The 22,409-nt window shown below is 57.4% G+C and carries 11 protein-coding genes; 8 read left to right on the top strand and 3 right to left on the bottom strand.

Features of this window, described 5'->3' with window-relative positions:
- Positions 1-23 precede the first annotated feature (23 nt).
- Positions 24-854, top strand: a complete 831-nt coding sequence (locus H1B37_RS07370; protein ID WP_182865996.1) for a 3'-5' exonuclease — start codon at positions 24-26, stop codon at positions 852-854.
- Positions 855-1,062: 208 nt separating this feature from the next.
- On the opposite strand, the gene H1B37_RS07365 is transcribed toward H1B37_RS07370, so the two are convergent.
- Complete coding sequence (locus H1B37_RS07365; protein ID WP_182865995.1) at positions 1,063-2,970, bottom strand: sulfatase-like hydrolase/transferase; 1,908 nt, start codon at positions 2,968-2,970, stop codon at positions 1,063-1,065.
- Positions 2,971-3,157: 187 nt separating this feature from the next.
- Here H1B37_RS07365 and rpmG point away from each other — a divergent pair, with 187 nt between their 5' ends.
- Together rpmG and recJ are read left to right on the top strand one after the other, a co-directional pair.
- The gene (gene rpmG, locus H1B37_RS07360) at positions 3,158-3,322 is read left to right on the top strand and encodes a 50S ribosomal protein L33 (protein ID WP_095736658.1); all 165 of its coding nucleotides are present in this window, start codon (positions 3,158-3,160) and stop codon (positions 3,320-3,322) included.
- Positions 3,323-3,624: 302 nt separating this feature from the next.
- On the top strand, positions 3,625-5,388 hold the full coding sequence (gene recJ, locus H1B37_RS07355; protein ID WP_182865994.1) for a single-stranded-DNA-specific exonuclease RecJ: 1,764 nt from the start codon (positions 3,625-3,627) through the stop codon (positions 5,386-5,388).
- Between the two features lie 93 nt (positions 5,389-5,481).
- Here the strand turns inward: recJ and H1B37_RS07350 are convergent, their stop codons facing one another.
- Together H1B37_RS07350 and H1B37_RS07345 are read right to left on the bottom strand one after the other, a co-directional pair.
- Positions 5,482-6,543, bottom strand: a complete 1,062-nt coding sequence (locus tag H1B37_RS07350) for a thiamine phosphate synthase (protein ID WP_353620798.1) — start codon at positions 6,541-6,543, stop codon at positions 5,482-5,484.
- 115 nt (positions 6,544-6,658) lie between these two features.
- Positions 6,659-7,696, bottom strand: a complete 1,038-nt coding sequence (locus tag H1B37_RS07345) for a patatin-like phospholipase family protein (protein WP_182865992.1) — start codon at positions 7,694-7,696, stop codon at positions 6,659-6,661.
- Between the two features lie 407 nt (positions 7,697-8,103).
- On the opposite strand from H1B37_RS07345, the gene H1B37_RS07340 reads away from it, so the two are divergent.
- The 5 genes from H1B37_RS07340 to H1B37_RS07320 all read left to right on the top strand — a co-directional run bounded on the left by H1B37_RS07340 (position 8,104) and on the right by H1B37_RS07320 (position 22,318).
- Positions 8,104-10,047 carry a DUF1592 domain-containing protein gene (locus H1B37_RS07340; RefSeq protein ID WP_220498089.1) on the top strand — a complete coding sequence of 648 codons (1,944 nt, stop codon included), beginning with the start codon at positions 8,104-8,106 and terminating at the stop codon, positions 10,045-10,047.
- A 19-nt stretch (positions 10,048-10,066) separates the two neighbouring features.
- Positions 10,067-11,440: a DUF1552 domain-containing protein gene (locus H1B37_RS07335; RefSeq protein WP_286177506.1), complete on the top strand. Its 1,374-nt coding sequence runs from the start codon at positions 10,067-10,069 to the stop codon at positions 11,438-11,440.
- A gap of 401 nt (positions 11,441-11,841) precedes the next feature.
- Positions 11,842-12,171, top strand: coding sequence for a hypothetical protein (locus H1B37_RS07330; RefSeq protein ID WP_182865990.1), 330 nt, complete (start codon positions 11,842-11,844; stop codon positions 12,169-12,171).
- 277 nt (positions 12,172-12,448) lie between these two features.
- Positions 12,449-17,257 (top strand): DUF3320 domain-containing protein, encoded by a 4,809-nt coding sequence (locus H1B37_RS07325; RefSeq protein ID WP_182865989.1) that lies wholly within the window; start codon positions 12,449-12,451, stop codon positions 17,255-17,257.
- A gap of 498 nt (positions 17,258-17,755) precedes the next feature.
- Positions 17,756-22,318 (top strand): NACHT domain-containing protein, encoded by a 4,563-nt coding sequence (locus H1B37_RS07320; protein ID WP_182865988.1) that lies wholly within the window; start codon positions 17,756-17,758, stop codon positions 22,316-22,318.
- Positions 22,319-22,409 lie beyond the last annotated feature (91 nt).

The following is a 22,409-nucleotide window of genomic DNA, read 5'->3' as shown; positions in this document are numbered from 1 at the left end:
TCAAGCCGAGATCAAGGTGTTTGATGAGCGAAGACGTCTCCCATCTGGTATTTGACTGCGAAAGTATCGCCGATGGGGCGTTGATCGCGAAAGTCCGCTACCCCGGCGAGTCCCTTTCTCCGCAAGAAGCCATCGCGCGTTATCAAGCGGAATTGATGGAGCAAAAGGGCACGACATTCATCCCCTACACGTTTCAGGTGCCGATCGCGGTCGTCGTCGCCAAGGTATCCAACGACTTTCGCTTGATCGACATCGTCTCGCTGGACGAACCAAATTTTCGCTCCCACGTGATCACGGCCCACTTTTGGAAGGGTTGGGAGGTCTACAAACGCCCCCAATGGGTCACGTTTAACGGTCGGACGTTTGATTTGCCGCTGATGGAATTGGCGGCCTACCGTTTCGGTATCTCGATCGCGCCCTGGTTCAAGAACGACGGGTATCGGTCGCCGCGGAATCGGTTCAGCGTCGATTCCCACTTGGACTTGCAAGACCTGCTGACCAATTTCAGCGCCTCGCGGTTCAACGGCGGGCTGAACCTGGCCACCAAGTTGCTCGGCAAACCCGGCAAGATGTCCGTTACCGGCGACCAGGTGCAACAGCAATACGACGACGGTGATTTAAAAGGCATCAGCGACTACTGCCGCTGTGATGTCCTGGACACCTACTTCGTGTTCCTGCGGTCAATGGTGCTCAGTGGCAAGATGACGCTGGAACAGGAGGTCGAGATCACGGCCGAAAGCAAGGCCTGGATCCAGGCCAAAGCCGACGACTGTGAAGCCTATGCCACTTATCTGGAACACTGGGAAGACTGGGCCGATCCCTGGGAAGCCGATGCGGCCGACGCGGAGGGATGATGGGGGAGCAGGAGGTTGGGGAGCAGGGGATGAGTGGGCAAAACGATGGGGGCAAAACAATTGCAGGCTGAACAGACGCAGACATGACACGGTGCTAAGCAAGTGGGCTCCCGTTTGCGACCCATCCGGCCTGATCATTCTGCCTTCCCATCGTTTTGCCTTTCCATCGTTTTGCCCCGCACGATTCTGCCGTCCCCCTTCACCGCACCTAGTTCTCGCCCTTCAGGTATTGCAGCCGGCGGATCACTTGGCCTTTGGGGTCGATCGGCGTCAACACCGGCAGAAACTGAAACCTTTCGGGATCGACCTCATAGCCGTGAACGTCGCGGAGGTAGACGATGGTGTTGAGCATTCGCAACAGTTCCGGTTCGTTCGTCGCACGCTCCAGCGACCGATACATGGACGGTTTCGTCTCGACATCGCTGTGGACCGCCAGAAATTCCACGGCCCGCATCACGACCAGCGGCTCGACGTCCAACAGGAACTTCTCGATCGTTGACGTCAGTGGCTTGGCGGCTTCACCGAGTGTGCTGCAGGCGACCAGCGCCCAATAACGGACCCACGGATCCTCGTCATCCAGCGCCGCTTGGATTCCCGGCAACGCCTCTTCGATCGGCAGCAGCGCCAGATTCGCCGTATCGATGTACCGCGTGATGTGCCCGCTGTGCGATTCGCCGAACGCGGTCGGATTGTTGATCGCTGCATCGACCATCACCGCTTCGATCACAAAGCTCAGGTCGGGCAGCGACTTGAGCCGATCGTCCAGTTGATCACGCATCAATTTCAATCGCGTCGCGTGCTGGGGATCCGACGCCAGATTGTTGACCTCGTCCGGATCGGTGCTCAAGTCATACAGCGCCTCGGGCGGTTTGGCTTCGTAGAATTGCTTGGCCGCACCGGTTAGCTCTCCTTGTTGATGGAGTTCGCGCCACTGCTGGTACGCCAGGCACTTGTATCGGTAATTGTTCTGCAATCCGTCCGGATAGAAGGGTTCGAAGTTGCGGATGTATTTGAAGTCACCGATCCGCAAGGTCCGCACCAAGTCGTATTTCTCATCGAATCGATCGGCGTACCCGAACGCTTCATCGCGCCGATCGACCTTTTCCGGATCGGCATCGATCCCCAGAAACGGTTTTCCGTCGACGCCTTCGGGTTGCTCCAGCCCGGCCAGACTCAACACCGTCGGCCCGAAATCGACAAATTCGACAAACCCCTTCGTGCGTGACCCCAGTTCGCGTGCCGCCAGCGATTGGAATTGATCCGGGACTCGAACCACCAACGGCACGTGCAATCCGGATTCGTACGCGTAGCCTTTGGACCGTGGCAGGACGCCGCCGTGATCGCCGAAGTAGAACACGAACGTGTTTTCCAACAGGCCGTCTTCACGAAGCTGGTCGATGACGCCGCCGACCAGTTCGTCGATTTTCATCATGCGGTCGTGGTACCGGGCCCGGGTATAGCGAAACAGCGGCGTGTCGGGGAAGTAGGCCTGGAGTTTGACGTCGGCCGGATCGGTCTGCGTCGGCTCCTTCATCTGGTCTTGGCTAAAGTGCAATCGGCTTTCATGTGAATCGGTAAACGTCTGCACGTGGAAAAACGGCATCGATTCCTCGGGACGGTTCCTCCAGCTCGCTTTCCGGCTCGATTCACTCCAGACATCCGATCCCTTGACCGCGTTGTAGTCCTCCTTGCTGTTGTTGGTCGTGTAATAACCGGCTGCCCTCAAATAGGCCGGAAACATCTGCAGCCCCTCGGGCATCGGGACCGAGACGTATCGTCGGTGGAACTGAGTGCCGATTCGCGGGGCGTAACATCCGGTGATCAGTGTCGTGCGGGCGACCGAACAGACCGGCGCGTTGGAGAACGCGCGGTCAAACGTCACGCCGTGGGCCGCCATCGCTTCGATGTTCGGTGCCGGAGCCCCGTCGGGGTCGAAGTGTCTCAGATAGTCCGCCGAATTGTCCTCCGACATGATCCAAACGACGTTCGGTCGGCCCGCCGGATCAGCGGCACCGGCGGTCGCGACCAGCTGAGAGAGCACGACGAGGAAGGCCAGAAAACCGGCGGCAAAGCGACCGGCCGTGAAAGCACAAGCGGGGGGGATGAGACGAGTCATCGGGGAGAATTCCAGTGCGAATGAATCATTGAAGCAGGCGTCCGAGCAGCCGATTCTAACCCGAACCGGCCCCGCCGAGCAGGTTTCTGGAAACAAGGCTTGCCGAAACAGGGGGTCAGCGGGCATAATCCGCGACCCGAAAAACGGCATGCAACCCCACAATCACACCAGTCTGAATTGATTTTCGATGGCTAAGAGCAAGAAAAAGGCCGAAACGGTCTTCCTGGTTTGCGAAGAAACCGGCGATTACAACTACACCCTGAAGCGTAAACCGGGCGGCGAAAAGCTGCGTCTGAAGAAGTACAGCCCGCGACTGCGCCGCCACACCTGGCACGGCGAAAAGAAAAAGTAGGCACCGCCCCGCCCCTGTGGCGAGGTCATGCGGGTATTGGAATTCACCCTCCCTTTGGGAGGGCCGCGGAGGAGCGAGCGACGACGCGGGGAGGGGCCGCTGTGGCTCGGATCCACCCGAACGCCACCAATCGACCCTCCCCTCGCTACGCTCGACCCTCCCTGCCAGGGAGGGTTAATTCCAGGAACCGAACGCCCTGGCAGAGCGGGTGTCATCCATTTTCGGATGAAACCGCAGCATCGCTGCTGATGCACCCGGATTAGAAACGCGTCACGCGCCCTCGACAGCAAGTGAGTCCAAGGATGAAACGGAAATGGCGGATCGTTCCCCATGATGCCGCCCGCGTCGACCAATTGATCCGTGGATCCGGATTGCCGCCGGTCGTCGCCCAGCTTCTGGTCAGCCGCGGCGTTTATGATCGCAGCGCCGCCGACGCCTTCTTGTCGACCAAACTGACGGGCCTGCGCGACCCCCAAGAATTGCCCGGCGTCCCCGAAGCGACCGAGTTGGTCGCGGCCGCCATCGCCGCGAAAACGCCGATCGTCGTTTATGGCGACTATGACTGTGACGGGATGACCGGGACCGCGATCCTGTACAACGGATTGAAGCTGCTAGGCGGAGACGTCGCCTACCACGTCCCCAACCGCTTGGAAGAAGGCTACGGATTGAACGCCGACGCGATCCGGCGGTTGGCCGGTCGCGGCAAAAAAATGATCATCTCGGTCGACTGCGGCATCACCAGCGTCGCCTGTGCCGAATTGTGCAAGGAGCTGGGCGTCCAGCTGGTCATCACGGACCACCACACGCTCGATGATAGCCTGCCCGATGCCGATGCGATCGTGCACCCGAGATTACCCGGGACCGGCTACCCGTTCGGCGAACTCTGTGGCGCCGGCGTGGCATTCAAATTGGCTTGGTCGCTGTGCCAAACGATTTGCGGTTCCAAAAAAGTCAGCGAGCCGCTGCGTCGCTACCTGATGCAATCGCTGTCCCTGGCGGCGATCGGAACCGTCGCCGACGTCGTCCCGCTGGTCGATGAAAACCGCATCCTGGTCGCGCACGGATTACGCATGCTCGGCAGCGAGCCGTTGCCGGGTCTGGCCGAGTTGATGCGGATCACCAAGCTGGATGAAGCGTCGACGCTGAACACCGAGAGCATCGCCTTCAACTTGGCCCCCCGATTGAACGCCTCCGGACGCCTCGGCCAAGCCCAGTTGGGCGTCGAATTGTTGACGACCACCAATCAGGAACGCGCCACGGCGCTGGCCGAATACATCGACCAGCTCAACAAGAACCGCGACAGCCTGCAACGCAGCGTCACGCTGGCCGCTCAAAAACAAGTCAAAGAAAACTTCGACGCCGAAAACGATCCCGCGCTCGTGCTCGCTGGCGTCGGTTGGCACCAAGGCGTGATCGGTGTGGTTGCCGGTCGGTTGAGCGACAAATACGCCAAGCCGGTCATCATCCTCTCCATGGACGCCTCGGGGAAAGCCGCCGCGGTCGGATCGGGGCGGGTCGGCGGCACCGCGATCGACTTGCACGCCGCACTCTCGGAATGTTCCGATCGACTGGTCCGCTTCGGCGGGCACCAAGCCGCCGCGGGATTGACAATCGACGAACGACAGATTGACGGTTTCCGCGAGGATTTTTGTGAAGCCGTTTCCCAACAATGGTCCGACGGTGAAATCGAACCCGAAATTGTGATCGATGCCGAAGCCTCGTTTGCTCAATTGAACCTGAACACGATCAAACAGATCGAAACGCTGGAGCCCTTCGGCGCGGGCAATCCGCGGCCGACGTTGCTTTGCCAAAACGTCACGCTGGCCGAACCGGCGCGACGGATGGGCAGCGGCGATCGCCACTTGAGCGTCCGTTTGGATCAGGGCGGAAAAACCATTCGCGGCGTCGCCTTCGGTGCCGGCGACTGGTGCGATGAACTCAACGCCTGTGACGGCCCGATTCAAATCGCCTACCGACCGGTGATCAACGAGTTCCGAGGCTATCGACGCGTCGAAATCCACGTCGTCGATTGGAAACCCGTCCACGTCGGCGCCCCCACCGGATAGCAAGTCGCTTAGGCCCGTCGGAAGAATAAGTGGCGGGGATTGATTGTGGGATAGGCTTCCAGCCTGTCGTTTTCGCCATGACAGGCTGGATGCCTATCCCACCAGCCCACGCCGCAATTCCCTTGCCGCCGCGGCCGGATCGTCGGCGTCGTTGATCGCCGCCGTGACGGCGATGCGGTGAAAACCGCACGCGGACACCTGATCCAGGTTCGTCCGGTTGATCCCGCCGATCGCAAACGCGGGCCGGGGCGTTTGTCGCGTTTCGGCATGAACCTGTTTCAAGAACGCTGTCCCGGCGTGCGAATCAAACGACTTGGTCGAACTGGGAAACGTCGGCCCACACCCGATGTAATCCGCTCCGTCGCGGATCGCTTGATGCACTTGGTCGATCGTGTGGGTCGACACGCCGACCAAACGTTCATAACCGAGCACGCGCCGCGCCATCGCCGCCGGCAGCTCGTCTTGCCCGACGTGCACCCCATCGGCGCCCGCGGCCAGCGCGATGTCCGCGCGATCATTGACGATGAACAACACCTCGCAGTCCTTGGCAATCGATGCGCCGCACTTGGCCCGTTCGAACAGCTGGCGATCGGTCGCCTGTTTGTCTCGCAATTGAAAGACATCGACGCCGGCAGTCGACAAGGTCCGGATGGTTTCGATGAACGCATCTTCCGACCCGCCGCAATCGATCAACAGGTACAGCACTGCGTCGGCTAATCGTCGCTTTCGATCGCCGGCGATCAGCTGGAGTTCAATCTGGCGGTGGTGTGTGTAGGCACGGTAGCGCAGCGATTCGATTTGTCGGGCGAATTCCACGTCGATCGTCTTGCCGTACTCTTCCAGAACCCGCAGCGATTGTTGCACGCGCTGGGTCGCGGCGGTGATCACGCCGGCGATTTCGGTCCGCGAGTACTCGGCCGTTGTTTCGAGCGCCGTGCCGACATCACCGTCGGTATCACGGGCCGCAAGCAACTCGGCGCGGTTCAAACGTGACAGTGCCGCAGCGAGAGCGTGCCGAAGTTCCTTTGCGACCGTGGCGGCTAGGGAATCATCCAATCCGAAGCGGACGAATTCTTCGATCGTGCGAATCCCCTCCGCCGCCCGATTGGCCGACGCATCCAAGATTCGGTAGCTGGTTTGTCGAGAGTCGTTCACGGGCTGGGGCCCAGCAATGATGGGAGAAGGAAATCTGTTGAGATCGTATTGGCAGCACCTTGAGTTGAACAGTGTGTCGGCATTGGAAAACGCATCGACAGGTCGTGGGTGCCAATCAAATGGGCTCGGTTGGGACAACGGAGCTACACTGCTGAAACAACACGTGCCGCCGCGTCGTGTTTTGGCAACCGACCTCGTCATCTGTCAGCGCAGGTTTGCCGGCGCCGGGATTGCGTCGGTAAACCTTCTTCGTCGCCAATCCCAGACGCAGATAGGTGCCTGTTCCCGGGTTCTGTTTGAAGTATTCCATCAACATCCGCGTTCTCAGGCTACGAACTTGGTCAGTCGCGATGTCGACCAGCCGCATCGACGCCTTCAAGTATCCTGGCCGCCATCGCGATTGCCGCGTCTCGCTGGATAGCGGGCGAGAGGCATCGCAAATGATCAAAAAATCGGTGCCATCACAAAGGCCTTCGCCGGGCTTGAACAGCGACTCGACGCCCAAGTTGTCATAGACGCCACCGTCCCAAAGGTGGAGGTGGTTGTACTTGGGTTTGATTCCGTACCAACCTCCGTCACGGTATTCACTCCAGCGATGCCGTCGTGAAGCAAGACGCAGCGGTCCGATCAAACCAGGGACGGCGGCCGAAGCGGCCAACGCGTGCGACAAACGGAAATCGGGATCGGTGACGTACTTGGTTTGATAGTCGCCCATCAAATCGCGCTGGAACCGCCAGTTCTTGCCGGTTTGGTAGCAGGTCGCGTTGATGATCCAACGCGGTGTGACGGGCAAATCGGCCAGCGAGCCGCGGATGCCCCAATTCCGTTCCAACGCGTCGCCCAGCACCGACGCTCTGCCGGTCGCAAGCCGCCATGGGAACAGCAGCGAGTTCAGGACATACGTCCGCTGCACGTTTCGCGTCGTCAGCACCGATAGGCACCGCGGCACGACATCGTGCAAGTATTCTGCGCTGCCGGGCCAGCGATACCCGGCCGAGGCGATGACCAGCCCGGCCGCCAGGCTGCCCCCGGAGACGCTGGAAACGGTTTCCACGTTTCCCAGCAAATCTTGCCGCGCCAGCCGGGCCAGAACGCCCAAATGAAACACCGTCGCGCGGACGCCTCCGCCAGAGAATGCCAGCGAGATTTTCATAAAACAATGCGGAGATGGCGTGAAACTCGGGGGCAAAGGGCTCGCAAAGGCCGATTCGAATTCGCAAACCAGACGTCGCCGCGATCGTAATGCCGCAGCAATCGGCAAAGCCAGATCAATGTACGATTGCTCTGTACGATAGCCCTTCCGGGCTGTCGGTCACGCGCGAGACCCCGCGCGGCGCTCCGCAAGAGGACGCACATTTTGAAAAAAAGGGCTTCGAATCGGTTTGGTGTCCGGGAACTTCCCCGGAACCCGACCGGTCTGGGGATGTGACCCCAGAAACCGATCAGGTGCGTCTGGCGTGACCGGATCACTGGCTTCGGAATCCTTCTCGATTTCCCCACCGCCAATTGCTGACCGTGTATCATGGAGGTCCCTCCACGGCACTCCCCCCCGCCAAAGCCATGATGACGACCGATTACAACCAATCCCGCTTTGCAGCTTGCTGGGTGCAGGGTTTCCTGGCGGTGCTGCTTGCAACCTGCCCAGCGAACAGCACGCCTGCGCAAGACACGCTTGATGACGAACATGCGGCTCGGAAGGTTGAAGTTGAAAAGCTGTTTCGAAAGGATGTCACACGCTTCATCAAGACTTACTGCATCGATTGCCACCAAAACCGTCGACCGACCGAAGCGGGGGTGAACTTTTCCCCAGCCTTAAACACTCCGACTCACCCTGCGTTTACCGAGCAATGGAAACGAGCGGCGGCGCGTGTGAAAGCGCATGACATGCCGCCGGAAGGATTGGACCAACCGTCTGACGAAGAACGGCAAATGTTTGTCCAGTGGCAAAAGAAGATCAAATTCTTGAGCCCCAAAGACCCTGGCCCGTTTATCATTCGGCGGCTGACCAAGTCCGAATATGGCAACACGCTGCAAGACTTGTTCGGGGTGGATCCCGAGATCGCAGCGGCGCTGCCTGACGAGGTCAGCGGGGAAGGCTACTTGAATTCGCTTTCGCCGCTGCAACTGGAACAGTACCTGGCGATCGCGGATAAAGTGCTGGATCAGGTTTGGCCCGTCGGTGAGATGCCTTCCGGCGAGGTGATTGATCGGTTGATCGGCCAGAAGATTGACCCCGGCAACCGCAAGGCTCTCGCGACAGCCAAGATCGCCGGATCGCTGGCACGGACCATGTACCGACGTCCCGCGTCCGAGCAGGAAATTGCCACGTTGCTCCGTGTGCATGAACTGGGGCGGGAGAACAAGCTGGCCGTTGAAGACGCGTTCCGCTTGATGGTCAAAGCAACGTTGGTTTCGCCGCAATTCCTGTTCATCACCCCGGCGGAGCAACCTGACCGAGACGCCAAGATCGTGCGGCTGGATGACTACCAACTCGCATCGCGACTGTCGTATTTTCTGTGGGCAACGATGCCGGACGCCGAATTGATGCGTTTGGCTTCGGAGGGCAAATTGCACGAGCGAGATACGTTGCGGGGACAGGTCACACGGATGCTCGCATCGCCAAAGTCACGTGCGCTGTTCGATGGTTTCGGCGCCCAATGGTTAGGCTTGGATGATTGGCGCGAGCGCGCGTTTGATCAGGACAAATTCCCGCAGATGAACGATGCCCTGCGCCGTGCGATGTACGACGAAGCACGCTTGCTGTTCGAGGATGTCATGCGCGGAGACCTAAGCGTGGCGACCTTCATTGATTGCGACTTCACCTTCGTGAACCAGCCATTGGCGGAAGTGTATTCGATGGACGACATCACCGGCCAAGCGATGCAGAAAGTCACTCTGACGAATCAAAACCGCGGCGGAATCCTAGCCATGCCGGCCGTGCTTGCGGCGACGTCGTTTCCCAATCGAACCAGTCCGGTCAATCGTGGCGTCTGGGTGCTGGAACAAGTTCTTGGCGAGCACGTTCCGCCCGCTCCACCGGATGTGCCTGCCTTGAAAGTGCAGGACGAGACAGCGACCGAGAACTTGACCATGCGAGAGCTTACCGAATTGCACCGGAGCGATCCTGTCTGTGCCAATTGCCATCGTTTGCTCGATCCGATCGGTTTCGGACTGGAGAATTTCGATGCGATCGGACGCTGGCGAGACTCCGATGACAACGGCGCCACGATCGACGCTTCCGGCGTGCTGCCGGACGGCAGTCGTTTTTCGACGCCTGCGGAATTGAAAGCGATGGTCAGCGGGCGGCTCGACGACTTTGCTCGGAACTTGGCCGAAAAAATGTTGGCCTATGCCCTGTGTCGCGCCCTCGAAGGCTACGACGAAATCGTGGTCGATGAAATGACCGAACGCGTCGCCGCCGACGGCTACCAAATGCAAACGCTGATCACCGAAGTGGTGACAAGTTATCCCTTCACGCACCGCCGAATCCAAGACGAGAGATAGAACGATGATCAGATCTCAAATGATTGATCGCAGAACCTGCTTGCGCGGTCTGGGCGCGGCACTCGCGCTGCCGCTGTTGGATGTCATGGGTTGGCAAGAAACCAAGGCTGCCCAGGCGTACAAGCCTCCCGTCCGACTGGGGTTCATGTACATGCCGCACGGCGTGATCATGGACCAATTCTGGCCGACCGATGCGGAGCGTTTTCTGGATTCACCACCTCCGGCGGTCGAATCTCTGAAGCCGGTGTTGGACCAATGCTTGATGATGAAGGGAATCTCTGGCGTTCCTACGGCTCCTTTCAACGGAGCACCGCACGCGTTGGAGCTTTCGACGTGGCTCACCGCGACACTGCCGGATCCGGCGAAACGTAGCGAAATCAATATCGCGATTTCAGCGGATCAAATCGCAGCGAATTACGTCGGCGCGATGACGCCATTGCCGTCGCTGGAACTGGCGACGATGCCGCAAAACTGGAAAGAGAACCAAGCGGGGCTGAACGAAGGCTACTACTCGCACTGCAGCTACCGTTCGCCGACCCAAGTCGTGCCCGCAGAAACGAACCCGCGAAACGTGCTTGCCCGCTTGTTCAATCAGAAAGATTCAGGCAGCGCTGCCGTTTCCGGCGGGGCCAGCCCGCTGGACCGCAACCTATTGGATCTGGTCCTTGGGGGCGCTCGAGATCTGCGTCGCAAACTGCCATCGTCCGACCAACGCAAATTGGACGAGTACCTGGATAGCGTGCGGTCGGTCGAACGTCGAATCGCTGCGATCGAGCAACGGCAAAAGCAAGCCGCGATGGAAAAGGCCGGCCTGCGTCGCGATCACAAGGGCGCTGATTCACCGCCCATCGAGATCAAGATTCCCGACGGGGACAAACGCAGCGAGTACATGCAGGTCATGTGCGATCTGAACGTCTTGGCCTTCCAAACCGACATGACTCGCGTCTCGACTTACATCGGGTCACGGCCCAACGGCGCGAATTATCCAGAGCTCGGGTTTAGCGACCAGCACCATTCCCAAACGCACCACGGCGGCGACAAGACGAAGATGGACAAGGTTGCGAAGATTGTTGCGTTCAACATCGAACAGTTCGCACACATGGTGAAAAAGATGCGTTCTCTAAAAGAAGCCGATGGAACGCTGCTCGACAATTGCATCATGATGTGGGGTTCAGGCCTGGAAGACGGCGACAAACACAGCCGAGAGAACCTGCCCTTCATCGTCGCGGGCGGCGGAGGCGGCTCGTTAAAGACGGGGCGTTATCTGCCTGACGTCAAAGGCAATCAAGGCGACTTGCTCACCACGCTGCTCTCCTGCGCCGGGATTCCGATCGACCGCCCCGTCGGCATCGCCACCAAACAAATCGAAGCGATCAAAGCGTCGACCGGCTGAAAGGATTGAGACGAACCCGCTGTGGGCGAGGCGATAAATCCAACCTCAGCGCGTGCTATTCAAACGACACTCCGGTGTCGGCCACCGCAGCAGTGAAGGCAACACCTCGGAAACTCGTGTCGGTGTCCGCCACCGACGGCACGAAGGAAACTGGCTTTGAGCCGGCGGTGGGTCCAACCGCGACGGTCAGTGGGCCCGCGATCGATAGGACCAATAGGACATAGGGGACCTATAAGTCCTATCGGTGCCATTGCGCGATCGTTGCCCCATCCTCCAAGGAAGGGCAAAACAACGGGGGCAAAACAATTTCAAGCTGTGATCGTTTTGCCTGTTCGCGTACTGGACGGTGGAATGGGTTAAACTCTGTGTCGATAAGTTTCCGGGGCGATTCGGAGCCACAGTTGAGACGACGCTACAAAATCTACCGTGGTGACCAGCTCTTGGGGTTCGTCGGCTTCGATGACCAATCACCGTGCGAGCCCTTTGAGCCAACCGAGGCCTTCATTGGGGTGGAAGCGTTGTTCGAGAAGGAAAACGAACTGGCCAAGCTTGCCGCGGAGGCAGACGCAGCCCGAGACCTCGCCCGGTTTGATCAATTGATCGACGAAATGAATCAAGTCATGGACGAGATCGTAGCGCCGGGGGTCAGGTTCGAAGCAATGGAATCAATCCTTGGCTCCTTCGAGTGCGATCAACTGTCCATTTTTGACGGACGTGTCTGCTGGCGTTAGGGATGGTTTCGGAATGAGCTCGAGTAGGTCGGGAAGAGAGCCAATATCGAGATAGCCCGGGCACTTCAAATCTCAATTGCCACGACAGTGAAAGGATGGGCCTAGCCATTCTGGCCTGCCTTTCGTAGCCAGAAGGATGCAGCGGCGCTGTTAAGCCGTTGTATTCGATACTTTTTCGATACCTTTGATCGGGCCTCCAACCACCCCGACACTCAGAGGGGGAGGTTTGATCGTATGTTCTTCGGTGCGACGAACTTGACAATGGGGGAACCGGATCTTGGATCTTGCTGCTGTAATCGAAAAGACGCGACGTGATTTATTGGAACTGACCGCTCGCAATCGGCTCGTTCATACTCCGCTGGATGGAAAGCGAAAAAGCTGGGTTCAGGTTCACGACGAACGCACTGATAACGTCTTTGACTTGCTGGTTCGGCAAGGCAAGACGATGTCTTTCTTGCCTGTCACACCCGAAGTGGACGAGGATGACCGCGAGCAGTTTCTCCGCGAATTTGAAGAGACGAACGACGATCAACTCGATGACGATGCAGAGTGCTCCGGTGACGGTGGTGAGGTTCCTGAGCGTTACACGGATCTGTTTTTGCAGACAACATTTTCTCAGGACGCTCTGAATGACCGATTGCTGAAACTGTACTATGAAGCCCGCACGGCTGAAGAAGAACAAGGCGTCAGCATTCTGTACCTTGCCTGCGGGTTTTTGAAATGGCGTGAATCGGGAAGCTCGGCGGTCGACCGCTACGCGCCGCTGCTATTGATCCCGGTCGAGCTGTCTCGAAACTCCGTGCGCAGCAAGTTTCGCGTGAATTTTCGCGATGACGAGATCGTGACCAACCTGTCAATTCAAGCAAGGTTGCAACAGGATTTCGGCCTCCGGCTGCCAGATCTTCCCGAAGGCATCCAAGATGAACCGCAGTGGACGCCGACGGCCTACTTTGACGACATCCGCAAGCTGATCGAGGGTCGCGAGGGCTGGCAGGTCCTCGATAACGAGATCCTGTTGTGGTTCTTCTCTTTCACCAAGTTCCTAATGTTCCGGGACCTTTCCCCGGCGGCGTGGCCGGAAGGTTCCGGCTTGACCGAAAATGGTCTGATCGCAGGGCTGCTCGGCGATGCATTCCCCTCCGGTAGCGCCTTGCCTCCCATTTGCGGCGACGACGAACCGATCGACCAGATGGTGAATCCGGCAAATGTGGTGCATGTGACAGACGCAGATTCATCGCAAGCGGTGGTTATCGAGGAGATTGTTCGCGGCCGCAATCTGGTTGTGCAGGGACCGCCAGGAACAGGGAAATCGCAAACGATTACCAACGCGATCGCCGCCGCCGTGCATGCCGGTAAGCGGGTGTTGTTTGTCGCTGAAAAGATGGCGGCGTTGGATGTGGTGAAACGTCGACTGGACGCCGTCGGACTTGGCCCGATGTCGTTAGAGTTGCACAGTCACAAGGCGCGCAAAAGCGAAGTTCTGGAGGATCTGAAGGCGACGATGAACTTGGGCGCCCCAACCGCTGCCAACCACGTTCCGATTGATGAGCTCCGCCAAACGGCCCAGCGTTTACGCCACCATGACGTGACGTTGCACGGTCAAGTCGGCGAGTCGGGATGTTCGCCTTTCCAGGCAATGGGAAGTCTTCTGAATCTTCGCCAGCAGGGGCGGCCGGCTCCGGCCTATCGCGTTGCCGAATTGAGTCAATGGACGCCAGAGACGTACCAACGTTGCCGGCACGTCGCCAAGGAGCTAGACCAATTGTTGCTGGCATCAGGGACACCCGCATCGAACCCCTGGCGCGGTGCACGGTGCAAGCCGATGACACCAGCCAATGTCGAAAGGCTGCTTGGCACCATGAAGACCGTTCAAGCCGCTATCGAAAAGCTTGATGCCGCAAACGTTGCCCTGGCTGAAATCTTGGAATTGCCAGCGGCGAAGAACATCAAGGAAACCGCAGGACTGGCTCAGCTTGCAGCTTATGTCCGGCAATGTCCTGCCATGGTCGACCGGGAAGCGATCCGCCATGCGTCTTGGCAGACGGAAATCCCAAGGTTAGAAGCCCTCATTGGGGAAGTCCGGGCGTTGCAGGATTCGCGTCGGTCCCTCGATGGACGAATCAGCGACACCGCCTGGAACCTCGATTGGTCCGCGACTCGCGTTGCGCTGGCAGGGCACGGCAAGAGTTGGTTTCGGATTTTCAATTCATCGTTTCGCGGCGCCCTCGCGATGTTGCGCGGGGTATGCATCAGTGATTTACCCAAGGACGCCGACCAGCGCGTCGGCTTGGTCGACAACATTCTTGCACTGCAAAAATCCGCCCAGGAGATTGATGCCGAAGACGCGATGTGTCGTTCGGTCTTTGGGAGCGTTTGGTCTGGGGCCGATTCGCCGGTTGAAGATCTCGACGCGATCGTGGGCTGGGTCAAAGAGGGACAGAAGTCGAAACTGCTCACCCAGCACGGCCGTCGCCTCGCCGGGGATGCGGCGAAGGCACCTGCAATGGCAGAGCCGCTAAACCGAATCGCGAAACTGCTGAAGACGGTCGATGGTGAATTGAGCAAGATCGCTTCTGTTCTGCAGATTGATTTTCCCAAAGCATTCAATACCTCGGATGCACGGACCACCTCCCTGGCTGACTGGCTGGCTCGCATGGACGAGTGGCAAGGGGCCGCCGAGCAATTGAGTCACTATCTCGCGACGATGGCTCGCGTGACAACGCTCAGGGAGGCAGGTCTGCGCGAGTTGGCCGGTGAGATTGAAAGTGGCGCGTTGGCCGCCGGCGATGTGGCGGCGCAACTGGAATTGATTCGCAGCGACGCGATTCTTGCAGACGCCTGGAGCGATCGTCGCGACTTGGCGGAGTTTCACGGTGACACGTACGAAAAGCTCCGCAGCCGATTTGCCCAATTGGATACCGACCGCATCGCACAAAGCCGCGTCGATGTTGCAAAGAAGCATCACGAAAATCTGCCCGCCAGATCCGCGGACGGTGGTCAGGTCAGCGTGGTCATGCGGGAAACCAACAAAAAACGAAGGCACATGCCGATCCGACGGCTGATCAAGGAAGCGGGGCACGCCATCCAAAAGATCAAGCCCGTGTTCATGATGAGCCCTCTTTCGGTCGCCCAGTATCTGGAGCCGGGCGCAGTCGAATTTGACTTGCTGGTCATCGACGAAGCCAGTCAGGTTCAGCCCGTCGATGCGTTGGGCGCGATCGCCCGCAGCAAGCAGATCGTTGTTGTCGGTGACCAGCGGCAGCTTCCGCCGACCGATTTCTTCGGCCGAATGTCCGACGACAAGCCCGATGACGACGACGATGCGGTGACCAACGCAAGCGATCTGGAAAGCATCTTGGGACTCTGTGAGGCTCAGGGGCTGCCCAGTCGCATGCTGAGTTGGCACTACCGAAGCCGGCATGAGTCGTTGATCGCCGTCAGCAATCGCCAGTTCTATGACGATCGATTGTTCATCGTGCCAAGTCCGGTGCTCAGCGGTGGAGAGCTTGGGTTAAAGCTTCGGTACATCGCAGATGGGTGCTACGACCGGGGTGGATCACGCGCAAATCGCAACGAAGCGATCGCGGTTGCCGAGGCGGTCATCCAGCATGCTCGTCAGCGACCACATCTTTCGCTCGGTGTCGCGACCTTCAGCGCCGCCCAACGTGACGCAATTCGGAACGAGATCGAGCTGCGCCGAAAAGAAGATGCCTCCGTCGAAGAGTTTTTTAACAGCGGCGGTGCCGAGCCATTCTTCGTGAAAAGCTTGGAAAATGTACAGGGGGACCAACGGGACGTGATTTTTATCTCGATCGGTTACGGGAAAGACAAGGATGGCTACTTCGCACACAGTTTCGGCCCGCTCAACCGCAAGGGTGGCGAGCGCCGGCTGAACGTCTTGATCAGCCGCGCCGCGTCGGCCTGTGAGGTGTTCACGTCGTTGAAGGCCGACGATATCGACCTTGCGCATACCCAGAGTGAAGGCGTCGCCGCCTTGAAGATGTTTTTGAACTACGCCGAACACGGGCGGCTGGATGCGACTCAGTCCCACGGCGGAGCGGATAGTATTTTTGAGGAACAGGTCGCAAAAGCACTCCGCAACCGTGGGCTTGAGGTCGATCACCAGATCGGCGTCGGAGGGTTTTTCATTGACCTGGCGATCCGAGACCCAGAACGGCGAGGCCGTTACCTGTTGGGTATCGAATGTGACGGCGCGCAATACCATAGCGCGAGATGGGTGCGTGACCGCGATCGGATTCGGCAACAAGTTCTGGAGGCGCGTGGCTGGATCATCCACCGGATTTGGAGCACCGATTGGTTCCAGCGTCCCGAGGAGCAAATCGAAAAGACACTCGACGCGCTCGAGGACGCGAAGCGACATTGGAAGCAAAAGGACGCCGAGGACAGCGACGGGGCAGGCCGCTCAGTAGCGCCGCCCACTACCCCGAACGCTACCGAGCATCCGCCGATTTGCCGAGAGGAGCTTCCCGAGGCGACGACAGCACGGGAATTGAAAGGAGAGGATTACAGGGAAACGCGCATGCCGAATCAGCATTTCGACGGCGGTCCTGCGGAGCTTTCGGATGCGGTGCTCACCGGCCTGGCGAGGCAGATCATCGAAATTGAATCCCCCATCCACCTCGACGAAATCGGGCGTCGAATGATTCGGATTTGCGGTCAGGGGCGTCTTGTATCGTCGCTGAAGTCACGCATTGCCGATTCCGTCAACGCACTGCAAGAAGCGGGCATGGTGGACCAGCGTGATGCCTTCGTCTACACCGCCGGCCAACAGCAGTTTCCCGTCCGCTATCGCAAGCATCTCGACAACGCAAAACTTCGCAACGTCGATTTCATTCCTCCGGAGGAACTGCGCGGAGCCATCTTTGCGGTTGTCGAACACCAGATCGGCACTCACGAAGATCAAACTGCGTCGTCGGTGGCAAAGCTGCTGGGAATCAGCAACAGCAAATCTCTGCAGGCTCACGTCCGAGAGCAGATCAAACGTCTCGTCGAAATGCACGCCCTCGAAAACCGAGACGGCAGCCTCTTCGTCGCCTCCGGCTCAGCGATCCCCAGCGGAGTTTGATAGCCCTTGCCCGCTGCGATGATCGGTACTTCCCAAGCTATGCACACGCGACCAATCATCCACGCAACGGTGGCAGGCAGAATCATACGGGGCAGAATGATAGAGAGCGGTTGGGGCGGTGGCATCAACGACCGGCAATCGCCACTATTTCGGTTCGTAGGTCTCTTCCAAAGTGTGGGCAGCTGGCAGTCGTTAAATCACTTGCCATGCTTTAAATAGCTCCACCGCCGCAACGAAAGACGCGACGAGGAGCAAGACTTGGGCTGAAAAAGCGAACGTCAAAGAGCCAGTTGAAACGACACTCCGGCGTCGGCCTCCGGAGCGCGGAGGGTTGGCGAGAAAGTTGCTGGGCGGCTTCAGATCAAACTTTCGACGAAATCAGCTCCGGTTCATTAAGCTGGTGCAACTCCACCACCGAGTTAAGGTTGAGCGGTTGCTCCAGTTGGCGTCGAATCCCTTCTTGCGGTAATATGCACGGTATTGCTCTGACGGTCGTTGTTGCTGCTCAGTTTCTTTAATGAGGACGTGCGAGGCGTCCGCAGCTCAATCAGGATCGATATGCCAAGGGGCGGAGGCGAAGCGGACAAGATCGGCAACCACTACGAGTCGGTGTGGACTGTTGATGCTTTGATCAATTTGCATCGCGGTCGCTACTGCGAGATGGAGATCGAGTCTTTTGGCGAAGATTCAGCCGGCGTCGAATTTCAGGCGAAAACCGAATCGGGAATCATTGAATTCCATTCGCTTAAGCGTCAGACACAATCGTCGGAATGGTCCATCGCTGCCTTAACTCGGCCAGCTCCATCGACAGGACGCAGCATTCTTGGTGATCTCGCGGAAAAGCTTATCCGGCATCCCTCGGCGCGACTCAAGTTTATTTCCGCGACCGGTGCGAATTATCTAAGGGAATTGGTTGATCGCGCACGTAACGCTAAGGACGTTCCCGAGTTTCGGTCGGCGCTATCTAAATCCCTGTCGAATCAGTTCACTATCTTGACCCGTAACCTCACCCATGGCGATGAGGATGATTGTCTTTCGATTTTGAAGGCAATCGAGGAGATTCCGCGTGGTCACGATGATTTGATACGGTCGGTTGACCAACGGATTGAGGAGTATTTTCAACTTCCAGCCCAGGCTGCGATCACTCCAGCCGATCTCCGGCGTGATCTCGCTGAGTATGCAATCCTTAATCTCGGACGCAAGCTTAAGACCGCCGATGTCCGCGATCACGTTAGATCGCTTGGGTATGGTGTCCGCGATTGGAAGAACAACAAGGGGATTCGAGATCTCCAAGAATCGACAAATGAGGCGTACCGAAGCGTCGCGGAAGCCGAGCTAATCAATGGCGGAATCACTCGTAGTGAGACTGAAGTCGTCCAGGGGCACCTCTTAGACTCCGAGTGCCGAGGGGTCTTGGTCAAAGCTCCGGCGGGATATGGAAAAAGTTGTGTGATAGCGCAGGTGCTCTCAGGTTTGGTTGCGCAAGAGGTTGAATTCCTTTGCATTCGGATGGACAACTTCCAACCGTGCCAGACGACCTTGCAGATCGGAAAACAGCTCGACCTGCCCGCTTCACCAGCACGTGTACTCGCTGGTATTGCGGACGGCGAAGCTTGCGTATTGGTTGTCGATCAGCTGGACGCGATGAGCCTAATCTCAGGGCGACATTCTTCGATGTGGGATGTGTTCCAGCGGTTGCTGGACGAGGTCGCCAACTACCCAAACATGCGTCTCTTGCTCGCATGCCGTGATTTTGACCTTGAGCATGACCCGAGACTTCGTGGCCTTGCGAATAAGTTGAGCGGGTTTCAGCAGGTCACCATCGAGAAATTATCCCGCGAGCAAATTACCGAATCGATCACCTTGGCCGGGCACGGAAAAATCGGCCTTAGTGATAAACAGTACGAGATTCTGTCTTGTCCGTTTCATTTGCTTCTGTTCCTCGAAGGAGACCCATTCAAGCCTTTCTCGACGAGCCTGGATCTCTGTAACGGATTCTGGGATCGCAAGCGATTCAAGCTGAAGGAACGCCTTGGCCGCGAGGCAGCATGGGACGAGGTGATAGAGTACCTGACACGTCGCATGAGCGAGGACCAGCTACTATTTGCGCCGAGCGTTGGCATTGACCAGTTCAGTGACGACGTGAAGGCGATGGTTTCGGAACATGTATTGGTTCGATCTGGCGAGAGCTTGCGGTTTTTCCATGAGTCGTTTTTCGATTATGCATTCGCACGCCATTTTTGCCGCTCACGAGACAGCATTGTTAGCCTGCTCGAATCCTCTGAGCAACATTTGTTTCGCAGGTCGCAAGTAAGACAGATACTTGCATTTCGGCGTGGTTCTGATTGGCGACGCTACCTCGATGACTTAAAGGAGTTGATGGAAAGCGAAAAAGTTCGATTCCACATCAAGCGAATGGTGGCTTCAACATTGGGGCAAATAGCCGATCCCCAACTCGATGAGTGGGAAATTATCGAGCCGTACTTTTTGGAGACGGAGCTGTCGCGTTACGTATCCGTCGCATGCCGAGATCACGTTGGCTGGTTCGACATATTGAACGAACATGGCTACTTGAAGAAGTGGCTCGCATCGCCTGAGACGATTTGGATTAACGCGGCGATCTGGATTTTGGAGGCGAGCGATCTTCACAACGAACGGTCGGAGCAGATCGCAGGATTGATCAAGTCCTATGTAGGGCAAGGTGGAGACTGGACGAAGCGACTTCAGCGAATCATGTCATGGGGCATTGCTCACAAAAGCAAAGCGATGATTGACCTCTACCTGACAATGATTCGTGATGGTTCATACGACGACTACCAAAGTCCAATCTCAGGCGACAGCGATTTCTGGACTCAGCATCACAATGCTGAAAAGGAGTCACCACGATTCTTGATCGATGTGCTAGCGACCTGGTTCGAGAAAACTGCAGCAGAGTGCAATGACGGCAAATCCGTCAAGTTTATGGATCGGTGCAAGCTCAACCATTCTCACAGCGGTACAAAGATCATCGCCAAAGCTGGCCAAGATGATCAGACCTACTTTGCCCAACGGATGCTGCCAATTGTTCGCGATGTCGTACATCACTCGCTGGACGCGACCGGAAGAGATGGGCGAGACCGTGCGTGGCCATATATCACTGGTCGAACAGACTATTTCGACATTGACGACGTCACGCTGCATCAATTGGCTTCTTCCCTCCGGCATCTCGCAAAGGAGAAGCCGGAGCTACTGCGTGAAATAACCGCCGACATGCCGGAGGAAAACAGCGGTACGTTCGCTTACCTGCTCCTGAATGCATGGACCGAGAATCCTGGCGAATTCGCCGATGAGTGCGCTGATTACATATTGCGGAACGAGGTTCGTCTCAACGTTGGTTTGGGAGGTCGCATCAGTTGCATGGCCCTAGCAGCTATCTCTCCGCATTGCAGCGACGAGAACCTCATTGCGATTGAGTCGTTCATCAATGGTTATTGCGACGCTTATGAGCGACGTACGCCTCAGATCCGAGGACGAGATGAGCTCTACCTGCTTCGATGCCTTGATGCAGGGAGAACTACGGAAGCGACCAAGATGAGGATCGAAACACTTGAACGGAAATTCCCCGACCTTCCCAAGCAGTCAACGTCGTCGATCGATTCGTATGGTTGGTCAACTGAGAAGTCGTCGATTCCAGATGAGAAGACTTCGCTGTTGAGTGACGAGAATTGGATTTCGGCGATGAGGAAGTACCCCGGCTCACATTCTCTAGGAAAACAACTTCGAGAAGCGACACAGAGGGATCGCGTTAGGTTTGCCGAACTCGCGATAGAGATGCAAGACGACGTTCATCCTGATTTCTTCACTGAGATACTTCACGGGCTTTCAAATCGTTTCTGTAACGTTAAAGAGGAAGATCGGGAGATCCAGGCACTACAGCAGCAACGCTTCCCTCTTGATCTTCTTGAGCAGACGCTTGAAAGAATTCACCGGTTGCCCGAAAGACCCTGCGGTTCGGCGATCGTGACAACTATCGGTGTCTTTGCGAAACGAGCATTCTCAAGAAGTACTCTGGACCTACTGAGCTACTATGCACTGAACGATCCCAGTCCGTTGTCGTCCGACTCAGGTGCAGATTTTGGTGATAAATCGTTGATCGGGTTAGCGATCAACTCTGTTCGTGGCCAAGCCGCGGAATCTGTCTCGCATCTCTTGTTTGCTGATGAAACTCGCTATGACACTTTGCGTCCCACGCTTGCCGCGTTGATTAGTGACGTATCGATGGCAGTTCGTGCTGCGGCGATCGATGGTGCCCTTCCAGTACTCAACTTTGATAGCCAAGACGCCATTGAACTGTTCACGTCTGCGTGCCATGGAAGTCCGGAAATTGCTTCGGCACACACATGGAAAAACTTTTGCAACTATGCTGTTCGCAAAAATCCAGACCAGATTCTTCCTCTTGTTGAAGAAGCGTTCCGCTCAGACCTATCGAAATCAGTCAAGAATGCAGCGGTCGTACTCGCTCATGCGGACCTATCCGAAATCGATACTGGGACACTTCTGAATGAAGCTCGAACAGGGACCGATGACATGCGAAGAAAGCTTGCGTCAGTCTACGCTCACAACATCGACAACGAGCATGTCGGCGAAAAGTGTCAACTGTCGCTCGTGGCATTCTATGACGACTCATCTGAAGAAGTCCGGAAGCGAGTGGGCATGGCGTTCAGCGGATTGTCAGGGGACTTTCTTCGTGAGCACGAATCCAACTTGTTTGCATTTATTGCATCCAAGAGCTTTGAAACTGACCCTGAGTCTCTCTTAAGGTCGATGGAGCAGTCATCAGTTGAGTTGCCCGAAGTGACGTGCGCTGCGGCGGAAAGGGTGCTCAGCTTTCTTGGTGAGGAAGGTACGCATATCGCTTACCACGGGTCCATGATTGCGCGCTCTATCTCTAAACTTGTCGTCCGGCAGTATGAACAAACGCTGAGTGAAACCATGAAAGTGCGATGCCTAGACTTGATCGATGAGATGGAACGCGTTGGCTACATGGGGATATCAGACGAACTTTCGAGACTAGAGCGTTAGGTTTCAAGTTCACCCGATCTTTGCTTACGCCCATCGCCGAGCTTGCTCCGGTGGCCGACGCCGGAGTGCGCTGTGGATCGTGACCTGCGAC

The organism is Stieleria mannarensis (assembly GCF_014154935.1).
GTDB classification, from domain to species: domain Bacteria; phylum Planctomycetota; class Planctomycetia; order Pirellulales; family Pirellulaceae; genus Stieleria; species Stieleria mannarensis.
The sequence above is the reverse complement of the archived record's forward strand: the minus strand, read 5'-3'. Positions and strand labels throughout refer to the sequence as shown.

Coding starts and splice junctions, on each gene's coding strand:
- H1B37_RS07340 (WP_220498089.1), top strand. CDS start 8,104: ATGATGACGACCGATTACAACCAATCCCGCTTTGCAGCTTGCTGGGTG.
- rpmG (WP_095736658.1), top strand. CDS start 3,158: ATGGCTAAGAGCAAGAAAAAGGCCGAAACGGTCTTCCTGGTTTGCGAA.
- H1B37_RS07335 (WP_286177506.1), top strand. CDS start 10,067: ATGATTGATCGCAGAACCTGCTTGCGCGGTCTGGGCGCGGCACTCGCG.
- H1B37_RS07365 (WP_182865995.1), bottom strand. CDS start 2,970: ATGACTCGTCTCATCCCCCCCGCTTGTGCTTTCACGGCCGGTCGCTTT.
- recJ (WP_182865994.1), top strand. CDS start 3,625: ATGAAACGGAAATGGCGGATCGTTCCCCATGATGCCGCCCGCGTCGAC.
- H1B37_RS07345 (WP_182865992.1), bottom strand. CDS start 7,696: ATGAAAATCTCGCTGGCATTCTCTGGCGGAGGCGTCCGCGCGACGGTG.
- H1B37_RS07370 (WP_182865996.1), top strand. CDS start 24: ATGAGCGAAGACGTCTCCCATCTGGTATTTGACTGCGAAAGTATCGCC.